Below are 15147 nucleotides of genomic sequence, written 5' to 3'. Positions count from 1 at the left end.
CGACTCCCCCGTGCACATCACCACCCCACCCCTCCTCGGCCAGCACACCGAAGAAATCCTCATCGGCGAACTCGGCCTCGACCACGAAGAGCTGCCGCTCCTGAAGACGCAGGGAGTGATCTGACCGACACCGCTTCCACTCCGTTCCGGGCGCGCTGCGGACCGCACCGCCCGGGACGGTTCCCGTCCGAACCCGACCGGAGTGAGGTAGCCCAGCATGTCGACATCAGCACCCCGTACCGCCCAGCCCGCCCGCAGTGCCCCCGGCTCCGGTACGGTCATCGACCGGCTCGTGGAAGCCAACCGCGCTTATGCCGCCGGATTCGTCGACCCGGGTATGGGAGCCCGGCCGGTCCTGCGGGTGGCCGTCGTGGCCTGTATGGACGCCCGTATCGACCTGCACGCCGCACTGGGCCTGGAACTCGGCGACTGTCACACGGTCCGTAACGCCGGCGGGGTGGTCACCGACGACACGATCCGCTCCCTGACGATCAGTCAGCGGGCGCTCGGCACCCGCAGCGTCATCCTCATCCACCACACCGGCTGCGGCCTGCAGACCCTGACCGAGGACTTCCGGCACGAGCTGGAGATGGAGGTCGGCCAGCGTCCGGCCTGGGCGGTGGAGGCGTTCCGGGACGTCGACCAGGACGTACGGCAGTCGATGCAGCGGGTGCGCACCTCGCCGTTCCTGCCGCACACCGACGACGTACGGGGCTTCGTCTTCGACGTGACCACCGGGCTGCTGCGGGAGATCGACCCGCAGTCCTGAACTCCTCCCGGCCGGAGTGTTCAGACGCTCCGGCCGGCCACCGCGGCGATCTGCCGGCAGTAGAAGTCGGTGGTGTTCCGGGTGTGCCGGCGCATGAGCTCCTCGGCGCGGTCGGGGGCGCCTTCGCCGATGGCCTCGATGATTCGGGCGTGCTCGTTCCAGGCGTCCTTGCCGCGCGGTGTGGCGATGGGCATGTAGTACCAGCGCACGCGTCGGTCGACCTGGGGGATGAGTTCGGCGAGGACCGCGTTGCGGGAGAGCCCGGTGATGTGCCCGTGCAGGGCGGCGTTGGCCTCCACGATGGCCCGGGCGTCGCCGGCCGCGAGAGCGGCGAGACCGGTCCGCTGAAGTTCCCACAGCCGGGCGACGTCCCTGGGGGTGGCGTGCCGGGCGGCGCCGTGCGCGGAGTGGGTTTCGAGGAGGGCCCGGACGCTCAGGAGCTGGGCGCACTCCTCCAGGGTGGGGGAGTGGACGAAGGCGCCCTGGGAGGGGCGCAGGTCGACCCAGCCCGCGGTGTGCAGCCGTTGCAGCGCTTCGCGGATCGGCTGGCGGCTCACGCCGAGTTCTGCGGCGAGTTCGGCCTCGACGAGATGCTGTCCGGGTTTCAGTGAGCCGTTGACGATCAGTTCGGTGAGGGCGTCGTAGACCGCCTGGCGCAGTGGGGCGGGCCGTGTGATCGGGCCGCGTGCGGCCACGGTGGGCGTGTCGGGCATGGGCCCTTCTCCCTCGTTCGACTGCTGAGGCCACATGGGCTACGAGATACTGAGTTCAGTATGCAATAGACCAGCCATTCGGACTGGCGTTGCGGACTTTCGAAAGTTGCCCGGACTCGCCTCTGGTGTGCTGGTAGCGAATGCAGAATACTGTATGCAATCGTCGCTCGACGACCAGTAGTCGCTCCCGAGGGGGTCACCCCGTGTCGTACCGCACCGCTCTCTCAGAAGTCCTGACCAGTGTCATCGAACCCTCCGCCGACGTGACCGGCGGCGAGGGCAGGTTTCCCCGCGCTTCCGTGACGGCCCTCGGTCGCGCCGGACTGCTGGGGCTCACCGTCTCCGCCGAGTTCGGTGGTGGTGGACGGGGGCTGCCGGAAGCCGTGGAGGTGGTGGCCCGGACCGCGCGCGTCTGCCCGGCGACGGCGGCCGTGCTCCAGTCCCACTACACGGCGGTCGCCGTCATCGAGTCGTACGGCAGCCCCTGGGTGCGCGGCGAGATCGCTGCCGGGCGGCACCTCAGCAGCCTTGCCCTCGCCGAGGCGGCGGAGGGGGACGTCGAGGGGGTGGAGCCGGCGGGCGGCGTCGGCGGACAGGGGCTGGAGGGCCGGCTCCTCGTGCCCCGCTCCGTCGCCGCCCGCACCGGTGACGTGGTTGCGCTGCGGGCCCGTAAGCACCAGGTGGTCGCGGCGGGCGAGGCCGACAGTTACGTCTGGTCCTCGCGGCCGCTCGTCGTGCCGGCCGGGATGAGCCTCTGGCTGGTTCCGGCGCACGCCCCGAACCTGTTCGTCCCGGCCCGGGCCGGGGGTGCCGGGCCGCGCGGCAGCGCGACGTCCACGGTGTTCGCCGACCCGGTTCTGGTTCCCGCCGACGCGATGCTCGGCGGGGACGGCGGCGGGCTCGACACCGTGCTGCGCACAGTGCTGCCGTGGCTGCTCGAACTGCGGGCCGCCGCCGGTGCCGGGGGCCTGCGTCCCCCGGCCGTCGACATGTCCCACGACGTCGCTCGCCGCCCCGCCGAGTCGCTCGCCTCGTCCTGAACCGCCCGCGCCTGAGATGTCAGTCCTGACTCGTCTCGGCGGGGAGCTGCCGGCGGTAGAAGTCGGTCGTGCGCTCGGTGTGCCTGCGCATGATCTCACCCGCCCGGTCCGCGTCGCCCTTGGCGATGGCCGTGATGAGCCGGCCGTGCTCGTTCCAGGCCTCCTTGCCGCGGGGCTTGGCGATGGGCGTGTAGTACCAGCGCACCTTCTGGCCCACCTGGCCGATCAGTTCGGCCAGTACGGCGTTGCCGGCCACGGAGGTGATGAAGTCGTGCAGGGCGGTGTTGGCCGCGACCAGGCGTTTGGCATCGCCCTCGGCGAGCGCGTCGACGCCGTCCTGCTGGAGCTCCCAGAGGCGCTCGACGTCCTCGGGCTCGGCGTTCTGCGCGGCGAGTTGGGCCGAGTAGGTCTCCAGTACGGCGCGGACGCCGAGGAGTTGGGCGGCCTCGTCCTCGGTGGGGGAGTGGACGAAGGCGCCCTGGGCGGGCCGCAGGTCGACCCAGCCGGCGGTCTGCAGTCGTTGGAGGGCCTCGCGGACCGGCTGTCGGCTGACGCCGAGGTGTTCGGCGAGTTCGGCCTCGACCAGGTGCTGGCCGGGCTTGAGGGAACCGCTGATGATCAGTTCGGTCAGGGCGTCGTACACGGCCTGGCGCAGCGGTGCCGGGCGGGTGACGCGCCGGGAGGCTGCGGCCGTGAGTGCCTCGCGCATGGTTGTCCCGTTCTGCCGCCGGGCCCACGGGACGGCGGCTTTGCCAAGTGGATGTGGTCGAGGGGTTGCCGACGACGGCGCGAGCATACAGGTTTTTGTATGCAACCGGCCGCACCTCTGGCGGTCCCGCGATCTCTGCGATTGAGTTCTGTATACAGAAGCCTGTATGGGGTATTGTCTCAGTCTCCTGCAACCCTCGCCGGGGACCCGTGTGACGGAAGGCGAAGCGATCATGACGACCAGCGGGAGTGATGTGTCGGTCGAGAGCGTGGTCCGGGGGGTGGTGGCCCGTCACCGGGACCAGCGCGGCGCGCTGCTGCCCGTACTGCACGCCGTCCAGGCCGAGTTGGGTCATGTGCCGCAGGAGGCGATCCCGGTGCTCGCCGAGGAGCTCAACCTCTCCCGGGCGGACGTCCACGGGGTGGTGACCTTCTACCACGACTTCCGCCGCGAGCCCGCGGGACGCACCACCGTGCGCATCTGCCGCGCCGAGGCCTGCCAGGCCCTGGGCGCCGACAGCCTGGTGCGCCACGCCCGTGAGTCCGGACTGACCCTGGGGGAGACGACGGCCGACGGCTCGGTCACCGTCGAGCAGGTCTTCTGTCTCGGCAACTGCGCCCTCGGCCCGTCGGTGGAGGCGAACGGCCGGCTGTACGGACGAGTCGGCCCCGCCCGACTGGGCTCGATCCTCAACGGGACGGTCTCCTCATGAACAACTCCTCGCACTCCGCGGCCACGGTCTACGTCCCCCGCGACTCGGCGGCCAGGTCCGTCGGCGCGGACGAGGTCGCCCAGGCGCTCCAGGACGCCGCCGCCCGCGGCGACTTCGCCATCGACGTCATACGCAACGGATCGCGCGGCATGCTCTGGCTGGAGCCGCTCGTCGAGGTCGTGACCCCGCAAGGACGCGTCGGCTACGGCCCGGTGGCCCCTGAGGACGTGGCGGGACTCCTCGCCGCCGGCATGCTCGACGGGGCGGACCATCCGCTGCGGCTCGGCATCGTGGACGAACTGCCGTGGCTCGCCCGCCAGAACCGCGTCACCTTCGCCAGGATCGGGGTCACCGACCCCCTGTCGACGAAGGACTACGTCGAGCACGGCGGCCTCGCCGGGCTACGGGCCGCGTTGGAGCTGGCCCCCGCCGACGTCGTCGCCGAGGTCACCGCCTCCGGGCTGCGCGGCCGAGGCGGCGCCGGATTCCCGGCCGGCATCAAGTGGAAGACGGTGCTCGACTGCGCCGACGAGCTGAAGTTCGTCTGCTGCAACGCCGACGAGGGAGACAGCGGCACCTTCGCCGACCGCATGGTGATGGAGGGCGACCCGTTCCTGCTCATCGAAGGCATGACCATCGCCGCGCACGCGGTCGGCGCAAGCGAGGGCTACATATACATCCGCTCCGAATACCCCGACGCCGTGGCCACGATGCGCCGGGCGATCGGCATCGCCCGCGAGCACGGCTGGCTCGGCAAGGGCGTCCTCGGCTCCTCGCTCGACTTCGACCTGCACGTCCGCGTCGGCGCCGGCGCGTACATCTGCGGCGAGGAGACCTCCATGCTGGAGAGCCTGGAGGGCAAGCGGGGCATGGTCCGCGCGAAACCACCGATCCCCGCGATCGAGGGCCTGTTCGGCAAACCGACCGTGGTGAACAACGTCCTCACCCTGACCACCGTGCCCATGGTCCTGGCCCACGGCGCGAAGGCCTACCAGGACCTCGGCGTCGGCCGCTCGCGCGGCACCCAGGTGTTCCAGCTCGGCGGTAACATCGCCCGCGGCGGCATCGTGGAGACCGCATTCGGCATCACCCTGCGCGAACTCGTCGAGGAGTACGGCGGCGGGACCCACACCGGACGCCCGGTGCGCACGGTGCAGGTCGGCGGCCCGCTCGGCGCCTATCTGCCGACGTCCCTGTTCGACCTGCCGATGGACTACGAGGCGTTCGCCGAGGCCGGAGCGATGCTCGGGCACGGGGGCATCGTCGTCTTCGACGACACCGTCGACATGGCCGCCCAGGCCCGCTTCGCGATGGAGTTCTGTGCCGAGGAGTCCTGCGGCAAGTGCACACCCTGCCGGGTCGGTTCGGTGCGGGGCGTCGAGGTGATCGACAAGATCGTGGCCGGCACGCACCGGGACGAGAACCTGGCCCTGCTGGAAGACCTGTGCGACCTGATGACCGAAGGCTCGTTGTGCGCGATGGGCGGGCTGACCCCGATGCCCGTCCGCAGCGCCCTCGCTCACTTCCCCGACGACTTCCTCGGCGGCCGTCGGCTGCTGGAGATCCACCCCGTACGAGCGACGGAGGGCACGGCATGAGCCTGCTCAAGGAACCAGACTTCGGAACCCCCGAGCGGCCCGGCCCGGCGACGGTGTCGGTGGAGATCGACGGCATGCCGGTCGCCGTCCCGGAAGGCACCTCCGTGATGCGCGCCGCGGCACAGGCCGGTGTCGACATACCCAAGTTGTGCGCCACCGACAGCCTGGAGGCCTTCGGCTCCTGCCGCCTGTGTGTGGTGGAGATCGACGGCCGGCGCGGCACCCCGGCGTCCTGCACCACGCCGTGCGCCGACGGCATGAAGGTGAGCACCCAGACGCCGAAGGTGGCAAAGCTCCGCCAGGGCGTCATGGAGCTCTACATCTCCGACCACCCGCTCGACTGCCTCACCTGCCCGGCCAACGGCGACTGCGAACTGCAGGACATGGCCGGCGTGGTGGGTCTGAGGCAGGTCCGCTACGGCTACGAGGGCGAGAACCACCTCGACGCCGAGAAGGACACGTCCAACCCCTACTTCGACTTCGACCCCTCCAAGTGCATCGCCTGCTCCCGCTGCGTCCGGGCGTGCGGTGAGGTGCAGGGCACCTTCGCGCTCACCATCGAGGGCCGCGGCTTCGATTCCAAGGTCTCGCCGGGCGCCGGAGAGACCTTCATGGACTCCGAGTGCGTCTCCTGCGGGGCCTGCGTCCAGGCCTGCCCGACGTCGACGCTCCAGGAGCGCTCGGTCGTCGAACTCGGCATGCCCACCAGGTCGGTTGTCACGACCTGCGCGTACTGCGGTGTGGGCTGCTCCTTCAAGGCCGAACTGCGCGGCGACGAGCTGGTGCGCATGGTGCCCTACAAGGACGGCGGCGCGAACGAGGGCCACTCCTGCGTGAAGGGCCGCTTCGCCTTCGGCTACGCCACCCACCCCGACCGCCAACTCAAGCCCATGGTCCGCGACAGGATCACCGACCCCTGGCGCGAGGTCGAGTGGGACGAGGCGATCGGCACGGTCGCCCGCCGCATGCGCGAGATCCAGGACCGGTATGGCTCCAGCGCGGTCGGCGCCATCACCTCCTCGCGTTGCACCAACGAAGAGGTCTACGTCGTACAGAAGATGGTCCGCGCGGCCTTCGGCAACAACAACGTCGACACCTGCGCCCGGGTCTGCCACTCCCCGACGGGATACGGACTCAAGCAGACCTTCGGCGAGTCCGCCGGCACCCAGGACTTCCGCTCGGTCGCGCAGTCCGACGTCATCATGGTCATCGGCGCCAACCCCACCGACGGTCACCCGGTGTTCGCCTCCCGGATGAAGCGCCGGCTGCGCGAGGGCGCCAAGCTCATCGTCGTCGACCCGCGCCGCATCGACCTCGTACGCTCCCCGCACATCGAGGCCGAACACCATCTCCAGCTCAGGCCCAGCACCAACGTCGCCGTCGTCAACGCCATGGCGCACGTGGTCGTCACCGAGGGCCTGGTCGACCGGTCGTTCGTGGACGCCAGGTGCGAAGGCTTCGACGACTGGGCCGAGTTCATCGCCCGCCCGGAGAACAGCCCGGAGGCGGTCGAGGAGATCACCGGCGTGCCGGCCGGTGAACTCCGGGCCGCCGCACGGCTGTACGCCGAGGCGCCCAACGGGGCCATCTACTACGGCCTCGGCGTCACCGAGCACAGCCAGGGCTCGACGATGGTCATGGGGATGGCCAACCTCGCGATGGCGTGCGGCAACATCGGACGGGACGGCGTCGGCGTGAACCCGTTGCGCGGCCAGAACAACGTGCAGGGTTCCTGCGACATGGGCTCCTTCCCGCACGAGCTGCCCGGCTACCGGCACGTCTCCGACGACGCCGTCCGCACGGTCTTCGAGAACCTCTGGGGCGGAACTCTCCTCGCCGAACCGGGCCTTCGCATCCCCAACATGTTCGACGCGGCGATCGACGGCACCTTCAAGGGCCTCTTCGTGCACGGCGAGGACATCGCCCAGTCCGACCCCAACCTCCAGCACGTCACCGCCGCGCTCGAAGCGATGGAACTCGTCGTGGTCCAGGACCTGTTCCTCAACGAGACCGCCAAGTTCGCGCACGTCTTCCTGCCCGGGGCGTCCTTCCTGGAGAAGGACGGCACCTTCACCAACGCCGAACGCCGGATCAACCGGGTGCGCGCGGTGATGAAGCCGAAGACGGGCAAGCACGAGTGGCAGATCGTCAGCGAGATCGCCACCGCCATGGGCTACCCGATGGCGTACGACCATCCGAGCCGGATCATGGACGAGATCGCCTCGGTCACACCGACGTTCACGGGGGTCTCCTTCGAGCTGCTGGACAAGCTGGGCAGCGTCCAGTGGCCGTGCAACGAGCAGGCGCCGGAGGGCACGCCCATCATGCACGTGGACGAATTCGTGCGCGGCAAGGGCAAGTTCGTGGTCACCGCCTACGTGCCCACGGCCGAGCGCAGCACCCGGCGCTTCCCGCTGGTCCTCACCACGGGCCGCATCCTCAGCCAGTACAACGTCGGCGCCCAGACCCGCCGAACCGGCAACGTCGCCTGGCATCCCGAGGACGTGCTGGAACTCCACCCGCACGACGCCGAGGTCCGCGGCATCAACGACGGTGACATGGTCACCCTGGCCAGCCGCGTCGGGCAGACCACCCTGCGCGCGGAGATCTCCGACCGCATGCCGACCGGGGTCGTGTACACCACGTTCCACCATCCCGTCACCGGCGCCAACGTGGTGACCACGGAGAACTCCGACTGGGCGACCAACTGCCCGGAGTACAAGGTGACCGCCGTACAGGTCGCGCTCGCGCGCCCCGACCGGCACACCGACACGGACGTCACCGGGAACGACCTCGTGACGGTGGTGGACTGAGATGACAGCGACCGTGCCGTCGGAACTCAGGATGGCGAACGACATCGCGAGGAACCTCGGACACCTGCCGGGGGAGGAGGCCGCCGAGGCGATCGCCGGACACATCGGCAGGTTCTGGGACCCGCGGATGCGCGCCCGGCTCCACGCGTTCGTCGACGCCGGGGCGGACGGGCTGGACCCGCTCGTGGTGGCCGCGGTGAAGCTCCTGCGCTGACCCGCGCCCGGCGATGCGAGGGGTGGCGATCCGGGCACGCGGGAAGATCAACAGGGTTGCCACCCCTGTACATCACCGCCCTACTGCATACAGTATGGAGCGGGTTGACGCGGCCCCGGACAGGGAGGAGTCGTTCATGCTGTTCCGGCAGCTGGAGTACTTCGTGGCGGTGGCGAGGGAACGGCACTTCGCCCGCGCGGCGGAGTCCTGCTACGTCTCCCAGCCCGCGCTCTCGGCGGCGATCGCCAAACTGGAGCGGGAGCTGAACGTCACGCTCATCAACCGCGGGCACAACTACCAGGGCCTCACCCCGGAGGGCGAACGGCTCGTCGTCTGGGCCAAGCGGATCCTCGCCGAACAGGACGCCTTCAAGGCCGAGGTGGCCGCCGTGCAGTCCGGCATCACCGGGACGCTGCGGCTCGGCACGGACCCCACGGCGTCCACGACCCTGGCGCTACCCGTGGCCGCGTTCTGCGCGGCGCACCCGCTCGCCAAGGTGCAGGTCCGCTCCCGCCTGTCGACGAAGGAACTCCACCGCCAGCTGCGCGACTACGAACTGGACGTGGCCATCGCCCACTTCGACCCGGGCGACCAGGAGGGCCTGCAGGTCGTCCCCCTGTACCAGGAGCGGTACATGCTGCTGGTGTCGGAGGACCAGCCGGTGGCCCAGTCCACCACCGTGACCTGGGCGGACGCGGCCCAGCTGCCGCTCGCGCTGCTGACGCCCGACATGCGGATCCGCCAGATCGTCGACACGGTCTTCGCGGAGAAGGGGTTCGTCATGACCCCCCAGGTGGAGACGGACTCGATCGCCTCCCTCTACGCCCATGTCGGCGGCGGCGGGTGGGCCAGCATCGTGCCGCACACCTGGCTGCGCGCGATGCCCGTGATCGGCCGTACGAGGGCGCTGCCCCTGGTGGAGCCGGAGGCCGGCGCCCAGGTCTCGGTGGCGATCCACGCCGCCACCCCCGGCTCGGTCGCCGCCCGGGCGTTCGTCAACGCGGCGACGGGCCTGTCCCTGGACGACTTCTTCGCCCGGCCGCTCCCGGCCGAGCACCGCGTGCTCACCCCCTGAACGCCCCCGTCACGGCGCGTACCGGGCCTGGACGGCCTTCCGGTCCAGAGCCCCCTTGGCGGTGTACGGCAGAGCGGCGACCAGCTCGATCCGGTCGGGCACCTCGAACGCGGCCAGCAGGTCACGGCCGTACCGCAGGATCTCCTCGCGCCCGACGCTCTCGCCCTCGCGCACCACCACGGCGGCGCCCACCCGCTGCCCGTACACCGCGTCCGGTACGGCGAACACGGCCACCTCGGCGACGCCCGGGCAGCCGGCGAGGATGTCCTCGACATGCTCCGGTGAGATCTTCTCGCCGCCGCGGTTGATCAGGTTCTTGATCCGCCCGGTCAGCGACAGATACCCGTCCGCGTCCAGCGTTCCCAGATCACCGGTGCGCAGCCACCCGTCGACGAAGGTGTGCGACGTCCCCTCCCGGTCGCCGAGATAGCCCCGGGCGACGGTGGGACCGTGCACCCACACCTCGCCCTCGACGCCCGTCGGGCACGTCCGCCCGCTTCGGTCGACGACCCGGACCTCTACCCCGGTCGGCCGTCCCACCGCCCCGTGCTTCAGCAGCCCCCGCCCGGGCAGCGGTTCGCTGGCCGCCTGGTGCGAGGACTCGGTCATCCCGTACGCGGACAGCAGAGGCACGCCCAGCGTGCGCTCCAGCGCCCGCTGCGTCGCCGGGTTGAGGGGAGCGCTGCTGCTGCGGACGAACTTCAGGGGCGGTGCCTGCGGGCCCGGGTACTCCCGCTCCGACCGGTCCAGGAGGATCTCGTGGATGGCCGGAGCCGCGGTGAACCAGGTGGCGGCCGCGGCACGCACGTCGTCCCAGAACCTGCCCGCCGAGAACCGTCCCCGCTCGGGCAGCAGGACGCAGCCTCCGCTGGCCAGGGACGCCAGCAGCGCCGCGAACAGTCCGTGGCCGTGGAAGAACGGCATCACCGCGACCGTCGCGTCATCGGGGCCCAACTCGTAGGTGGCGCAGAGGGAGTGGACGGATGCGGCCACGTTGGCCTGGGTGAGCGGGACCATCTTCGGCCGGTCGCTGGTGCCGGCGGTGAACAGGACGAGCGCGTCGTTCTCCGTCAACTCGTCTGCCACACCACGGACATGGGGCACGACAAGCGGACCGGGCGCGAGTTCGACCGCCGCTGTCCCGGCCCGGGAGACGTCCACCCGCAGCGGCCACACCGGGACGGGGAACGGGTCCCCTGCCACGGCCGGTGCTCCCAGAAGGACCGCCCGCGCTCCCAACGCCTCGCTCCGTGCCGCGAGTTCGGACCAGGGCAGCGCAGGGTCCAGCGGGGCGACCACCAGACCGGCCCGCGCCGCGCCGAGCAACGCCACCACGAACTCGGCGGTGTTGGCGGCGATCAGACCGATCGCCTCACCGCGGCGCAGCCCGGTGTCGCCGAGCCGTTCGGCCATGTCGTCGGCCAGGCCGCTGAGGCCCCGGTAGGACAGGTGCACCCGGTCCCCGGTGACCAGCGCTCGGGCGTACGGGCGTTCATGCACCTGCCGGTCGATGAGGTCGACGAGACCCGTGACGCTCGGAGGCCGGTACCGGTTCGCATCGCGCACGGATGCCGCGGCCGGAACGGCCATGACCCCACCCCCTCGCGCCAGGTTCGATGAAGCAGTCCTCTGCGAGCCTGCGGTGGCCTGCGGCGAGCGTCCAATACGTACTGGCGAACGGCCGATAGCGGCCGTCTATCAAGGGAGCTGGCGAGGCCTCCACCAGCCCTCGATAGATGCTGTTTATCGGCTGGTCGCCGATGGGTCTTGGACGCGGACGGGCGCCCTGCGGATGGTGAGAGGAGTAGCCGCTCCGGCAGGACCTGCCCAAGGAGGACCTCGGACCATGACCGCCCCCTCGACTATGGAGACCGCGGCAGCAGCCGACGTTCCGACCGAGCTCACCGACGGGTACCACCTGGTCGTCGACGCGCTCAAAATGAACGACGTCGACACCATCTACGGGGTGGTCGGCATCCCTATCACCGACCTGGCCCGCCTCGCCCAGGCGCAGGGCATCCGCTACATCGGCTTCCGGCACGAGAGCAACGCCGGGCACGCGGCGGCCATCGCCGGCTACCTCAACAAGAAGCCGGGCGTGGCCCTGACGGTGTCGGCACCGGGCTTCCTCAACGGTCTGGTCGCGCTGGCGAACGCGACCACCAACTGCTTCCCCATGGTCCAGATCTCCGGCTCCAGCGAGCGCCACCTCGTCGACCTCAAGCAGGGCGACTACGAGGAGATGGACCAACTCGCCGCCGCGCAGCCCTTCGTGAAGGCCGCATACCGGGTCAGCCGCGTCGAGGACATCGGCCGCGGCATCGCCCGCGCCCTGCGCACCGCGATCTCCGGGCGCCCCGGCGGTGTCTACCTCGACATCCCCGCCGCGGTGCTCGGCGCCATCATGCCCAAGGCGGAGGGCGACAAGACGCTGAGCCGCCTCGTCGACCCCGCTCCGCGCCAGCTGCCCGCGCCGGAGGCCGTGGACCGCGCGATCGAGCTGCTGGCCTCCGCCGAGCGCCCGCTGGTGGTGCTCGGCAAGGGCGCCGCGTATGCCCAAGCGGACGCCAAGGTACGGGAGTTCATCGAGTCCACCGGCATCCCGTACGTACCGATGTCGATGGCGAAGGGCCTGCTGCCCGACAATCACCCGCAGTCGGCGGCCACCGCCCGTTCCATGGCGCTGAAGAAGGCCGACGTCGTGATGCTCGTCGGCGCCCGCCTCAACTGGTTGCTCAACCATGGCCAGACGGGGTGGAACCCCGATGCCAAGTTCATCCAGATCGACATCGACCCCAAGGAGATGGACAGCAACCAGCCGATCTCCGCACCGCTCGTCGGTGACATCGAGTCGGTGCTCGACGCGCTCGCCGAACGCACCAAGCCCGGCCAGATCCAGGCCCCTTCGGCCTGGCGGGACGAGCTCGGGGAGCGCTCGGCGCAGAACGTCGCCAAGATGGCCAAGCGGCTGGAGGCCGACCCGCACCCCATGCAGTTCATGGGCGCCCTGAAGGCCGTACGCGACGTCGTGCACCAGCACCCGGAGACGTACATCGTCAACGAGGGCGCCAACGCCCTGGACATCGCGCGCAACGTCATCGACATGCACGTCCCCCGTCACCGTCTCGACAGCGGCACCTGGGGCGTCATGGGCATCGGCATGGGCTACGCCATCGCCGCCGCCGTCGAGAGCGGCGCCCCGGTCGTGGCCATCGAGGGCGACAGCGCCTTCGGGTTCAGTGGCATCGAGATCGAGACGATCTGCCGTTACAAGCTCCCCGTGGTCACCGTGATCATGAACAACGGCGGTGTCTACCGGGGCGACGACACCAACCCGTACGACGACGCCCCCGCGCCCACGACGCTCATGTCGGCGGCCCGCCACGACCTGCTGATCGAGGCGTTCGGCGGCAAGGGCTACCGCGCCACCACGCCCGCCGAGGTCACCGCCGCCCTCACCGAGGCCCTGGCTTCGGGCGGCCCGGCGCTCATCGACTGCGTGATCGACCCCTCGGCCGGCACCGAGAGCGGCCACATCTCACACCTCAACCCCAAGGGCATCACCGTCGGCAACATCACGCCGGCGAAGAAGTGACCCTTCTCCGTACCTCGAACTCCCGCCCGTTACGCGTACGTTCACGAAAAGGAAGCAGACATGAGTGAAAAGCCGCTCGCCGGAATCAAGGTGATCGACTTCACCGGGGTCCAGGCCGGTCCCGCCTGCACGCAGATGCTCGCCTGGTTCGGCGCCGACGTCCTGAAGGTGGAGCGCCCCAACGGCGGCGACGTGACGCGCCGTCAGCTCCGGGACATCGAGGACCTGGACGCGCTCTACTTCACCATGCTCAACAGCAACAAGCGCTCCCTCGCCATCAACACCAAGACCGCCGAGGGCAAGGAGGTCCTGGAGAAGCTCATCACGGAAGCCGACGTCCTGGTGGAGAACTTCGCCCCGGGAGCCCTGGACCGCATGGGCTTCTCCTGGGAGCGCATCCAGGAGCTCAACCCGCGCCTGATCTTCGGCTCGGTCAAGGGCTTCAACGACCAGTCGTCCTGGAACGACCTCAAGGTCTACGAGAACGTCGCCCAGTGCGCGGGCGGCGCCGCCTCCACCACCGGCTTCTGGGACGGTCCGCCCACCATCTCCGGCGCGGCCATCGGTGACACCAACACCGGTATGCACCTGGCGATCGGCATCCTCACCGCGATCATCGACCGCAACAAGACCGGCAAGGGCCAGAAGGTGTCCGTCTCCATGCAGGACGCCGTGCTCAACCTCTGCCGTGTCAAGCTGCGCGACCAGCAGCGCCTGGAGCGGGTCGGCCACCTGGAGGAGTACCCGCAGTACCCGAACGGCGAGTTCACCGACGTGGTGCCGCGCGGCGGCAACGCGGGCGGCGGCGGCCAGCCCGGCTGGGTGCTCAAGTGCAAGGGCTGGGAGACCGACCCGAACGCCTACATCTACTTCACCATCCAGGAGCAGAACTGGAAGCGCACCGCCGAGGCGATCGGCCACCCCGAGTGGGCCGAGGACCCGGAGTACGCGACCGCGCGCGCCCGCCAGAACCACATCTTCGAGATCTTCGAGGAGATCGAGAAGTGGCTCGCGGACAAGACCAAGTACGAGGCGGTGGACATCCTGCGTGAGTGGGAGGTGCCCTGCGCCCCGGTGATGAGCATGAAGGAGATCGCCTACGACGAGGACCTGCGCAAGAGCGGCACGGTCGTCGAGGTCGAGCAGAAGGGCCGTGGGACGTACCTGACCGTCGGCAGCCCGGTGAAGTTCTCCTCCTTCAAGCCCGAGGTCGTCGGTGCACCGCTGCTGGGCGAGCACAGCTCCGAGGTCCTGGTCGAACTGGGCTACGACGAGGAGACCATCGGCCGGCTGAAGGAGAGCGGCGTCATCGTCTGACCCTTCACGCGGAAGCGACCGTGGCCCGAAGGCCACGGCCGCTTCCGCATGTCGTCGGCGAGGCTCAGACCGTCGCCTCGGCCCGCCGCCGCATCAGCTCCCGCTCCCGCTCGCGCCGCGCGGTGACGTCCCGGATGACCGCCCCGCAATAGGTGCTGCCGTCGGGGGCCGGCAGCAGCACCACGCTGAACTCGATGGACAGCTTGCGGCCGTCCGCGGACAGCGCGGGGACGTTCAGCAGGTCCGCTTCCCCGTACTTGCTGGACCCCCGGTCCATGGCCTCCTGGAAGCCGTCCCAGTGACGCTTGCGGTGCTTCTCGGGGATGATGACGTCCAGACTGCGGCCGTCCACGTCGTCCGCCGCGAACCCGAAAATGCGTTCCGCACCCCGGTTCCAATAGCGGATCAGTCCTTCGCCGTCAATGATCACTATGCCGTCGGGCGCCTGGGCCGCCATGCCCAGCACCACCGCGGAATCCAGATCTTCCATGTCGCCTCCGAGCAGGAGTCATCAGTGACAACAGTATACAGATTAATCGTATACAGAATGCTCTGGGGTCCCCCATGTGACCGTCCGGGCGAGGGAAACGCA

13 protein-coding genes are annotated in these 15147 nt (G+C 70.0%); 9 read left to right on the top strand and 4 right to left on the bottom strand.

Annotation, left to right across the window (positions count from 1 at the left end; translation table 11 throughout):
• The first annotated feature begins 217 nt into the window (after window positions 1–217).
• Complete coding sequence (locus ACZ6TU_RS19680) at window positions 218–769, top strand: beta-class carbonic anhydrase (RefSeq protein ID WP_184990839.1); 552 nt, start codon at window positions 218–220, stop codon at window positions 767–769.
• Window positions 770–789: 20 nt separating this feature from the next.
• Here the strand turns inward: ACZ6TU_RS19680 and ACZ6TU_RS19675 are convergent, their stop codons facing one another.
• Complete coding sequence (locus ACZ6TU_RS19675; protein ID WP_467670337.1) at window positions 790–1482, bottom strand: GntR family transcriptional regulator; 693 nt, start codon at window positions 1480–1482, stop codon at window positions 790–792.
• A 203-nt stretch (window positions 1483–1685) separates the two neighbouring features.
• Here ACZ6TU_RS19675 and ACZ6TU_RS19670 point away from each other — a divergent pair, with 203 nt between their 5' ends.
• On the top strand, window positions 1686–2522 hold the full coding sequence (locus ACZ6TU_RS19670; protein ID WP_467670339.1) for an acyl-CoA dehydrogenase family protein: 837 nt from the start codon (window positions 1686–1688) through the stop codon (window positions 2520–2522).
• A gap of 19 nt (window positions 2523–2541) precedes the next feature.
• On the opposite strand, the gene ACZ6TU_RS19665 is transcribed toward ACZ6TU_RS19670, so the two are convergent.
• Entirely contained in the window at window positions 2542–3231 is a 690-nt protein-coding gene (locus ACZ6TU_RS19665) for a GntR family transcriptional regulator (RefSeq protein WP_467670341.1), read from the bottom strand.
• 232 nt (window positions 3232–3463) lie between these two features.
• Here ACZ6TU_RS19665 and ACZ6TU_RS19660 point away from each other — a divergent pair, with 232 nt between their 5' ends.
• From ACZ6TU_RS19660 to ACZ6TU_RS19640, 5 genes are all read left to right on the top strand, one after another.
• Entirely contained in the window at window positions 3464–3943 is a 480-nt protein-coding gene (locus ACZ6TU_RS19660; protein ID WP_086603056.1) for a formate dehydrogenase subunit gamma, read from the top strand.
• Window positions 3940–5541, top strand: a complete 1602-nt coding sequence (locus ACZ6TU_RS19655) for a formate dehydrogenase beta subunit (RefSeq protein WP_467670343.1) — start codon at window positions 3940–3942, stop codon at window positions 5539–5541. The genes ACZ6TU_RS19660 and ACZ6TU_RS19655 overlap by 4 nt, the downstream gene beginning before the upstream one ends.
• Window positions 5538–8354 carry a formate dehydrogenase subunit alpha gene (gene fdhF, locus ACZ6TU_RS19650; RefSeq protein WP_469549866.1) on the top strand — a complete coding sequence of 939 codons (2817 nt, stop codon included), beginning with the start codon at window positions 5538–5540 and terminating at the stop codon, window positions 8352–8354. The genes ACZ6TU_RS19655 and fdhF overlap by 4 nt, the downstream gene beginning before the upstream one ends.
• 1 nt (window position 8355) lies before the next feature.
• Entirely contained in the window at window positions 8356–8568 is a 213-nt protein-coding gene (locus ACZ6TU_RS19645; protein ID WP_401584406.1) for a formate dehydrogenase subunit delta, read from the top strand.
• 136 nt (window positions 8569–8704) lie between these two features.
• Window positions 8705–9643 (top strand): LysR family transcriptional regulator, encoded by a 939-nt coding sequence (locus tag ACZ6TU_RS19640; RefSeq protein WP_469549863.1) that lies wholly within the window; start codon window positions 8705–8707, stop codon window positions 9641–9643.
• Window positions 9644–9652: 9 nt separating this feature from the next.
• Here the strand turns inward: ACZ6TU_RS19640 and ACZ6TU_RS19635 are convergent, their stop codons facing one another.
• The gene (locus ACZ6TU_RS19635) at window positions 9653–11233 is read right to left on the bottom strand and encodes a FadD7 family fatty acid--CoA ligase (protein ID WP_469549859.1); all 1581 of its coding nucleotides are present in this window, start codon (window positions 11231–11233) and stop codon (window positions 9653–9655) included.
• Between the two features lie 256 nt (window positions 11234–11489).
• On the opposite strand from ACZ6TU_RS19635, the gene oxc reads away from it, so the two are divergent.
• Both oxc and frc read left to right on the top strand, forming a co-directional pair.
• Window positions 11490–13238: an oxalyl-CoA decarboxylase gene (oxc, locus tag ACZ6TU_RS19630; RefSeq protein WP_059418473.1), complete on the top strand. Its 1749-nt coding sequence runs from the start codon at window positions 11490–11492 to the stop codon at window positions 13236–13238.
• Between the two features lie 60 nt (window positions 13239–13298).
• Window positions 13299–14555 (top strand): formyl-CoA transferase, encoded by a 1257-nt coding sequence (gene frc, locus ACZ6TU_RS19625; RefSeq protein WP_059418472.1) that lies wholly within the window; start codon window positions 13299–13301, stop codon window positions 14553–14555.
• Between the two features lie 64 nt (window positions 14556–14619).
• Here the strand turns inward: frc and ACZ6TU_RS19620 are convergent, their stop codons facing one another.
• Window positions 14620–15045: a PAS domain S-box protein gene (locus ACZ6TU_RS19620; protein ID WP_469549855.1), complete on the bottom strand. Its 426-nt coding sequence runs from the start codon at window positions 15043–15045 to the stop codon at window positions 14620–14622.
• Window positions 15046–15147: the final 102 nt, after the last annotated feature.

The sequence above is a fragment of the Streptomyces sp. NPDC052064 genome (genome assembly GCF_055585925.1).
The sequence above is the reverse complement of the archived record's forward strand: the minus strand, read 5'-3'. Positions and strand labels throughout refer to the sequence as shown.